Source organism: Nocardia noduli (assembly GCF_019038455.1).
Taxonomy (GTDB): Bacteria; Actinomycetota; Actinomycetes; order Mycobacteriales; family Mycobacteriaceae; genus Nocardia; species Nocardia noduli.
The window spans coordinates 1-1,303 of sequence record NZ_JAFMPL010000236.1 but is presented as its reverse complement, the minus strand read 5'-3'; the positions used below and the strand labels follow the sequence as shown (position 1 = coordinate 1,303).

Genomic DNA, 1,303 nt, shown 5'->3' with positions numbered 1-1,303 from the left:
ACCCGCGACGCGCTACGGCCATCGAAGACCGGTGTCCAATCGACTCCGACACCGGACACATCCACCACTGCGAGTGCCGAGAGCAGGGTGGTGTCCTCGACACGGTCCTTATGCAGCAGCGAAGCCACCACGGTCTCCACACCGTCCGCGGTGGTTTTGGTATCCACGGTGTCGGTGGTGCTGTGTTGGAGGGTTTCGTCGATGAGTCCGGACAGGCCGCCGTCGGGGCCCATCACCACGTACCGGGTCGCGCCCGCGGTGGCCAGGGTGGTGATTCCGTCGGCGAACCGTACCGTGTTGCGGACGTGGTCGACCCAGTACTGCGGCGACGCCAACACCGAGGGGTGATCGTCGAGGGGTCCGGTGAGTTGGCCGTCGTGGTTGGACACGATCGGGATCGTCGGTCGGGTGTAGGTGAGCCCGGCGGCGATGCGGGCGAATTCGGCCAGCATGGGTTCCATCGACGCGGAGTGGAACGCGTGTGAGACCCGCAGGCGGTTGACTCGGTATCCGGCCTGCCGTAGTTGTTGCTCGGCGGTGTCGATCGCGTTCCGGGGGCCGGCGAGGGCGATCGATTGGGGTCCGTTGACCGCGGCGATCTCGACACCGTCACCCAACAGTGGCGTGATTTGGGTTTCGGAGGCTCGCACGGCGAGCATGGCTCCGTCGGTGGGTAGTTGCTGCATCAGGCGGGCGCGGGCGGCGACCAGTACCGCCGCGTCCTCGAGGCTCAGCACACCGGCCACGGTCGCGGCGGCCAGTTCACCGATGGAGTGACCGGCCACGAAATCCGGTCGCACACCGAAGGATTCCAGCAGCCGGAACAAGGCGATACCGACGGCGAACAGTCCTGTTTGGGTGAACAGGGTCGCTTGCAGTGCCTGCTCGTCGACACCCCACACCACATCCCGCAGCGAACATTCCAGCTGCTGCTCGAGCAGTGCGGCCGTCTCGTCGAACGCGGCCGCGAACACCGGAAACGCCTTGTACAGGCCAGATCCCATCCCCAGCAGCTGCGCGCCCTGACCGGGAAACACGAATGCTGTTCTACCGCGGCCACGCGAAACATCGGTACCCGTGAGCATGCCGGGCTCGCTGTCGATCAACCCCTGCAATCGAGTCATCAACTCGTCGCGGTCGGTACCGACCAGCACCGCCCGATGCTCGAGCCGTGCCCGGGTACTGATCAGAGACCACCCCACGTCCACCGGATCCAGCTCGGGTCGTGTCAGCAGCCACTCCTGCAACCGGCGCCCCTGCGCGAGCAGGCCCTCACCGCTACGCCCCGACAACACCCACACCA

Annotated in this window: 1 protein-coding gene; it reads right to left on the bottom strand. The window is 66.4% G+C overall.

The window, feature by feature from the left end; all coding sequences use genetic code 11:
- On the bottom strand, positions 1 to 1,303 hold a 1,303-nt coding region (locus JZ792_RS41140), incomplete at both ends, for an acyltransferase domain-containing protein (RefSeq protein ID WP_216918397.1).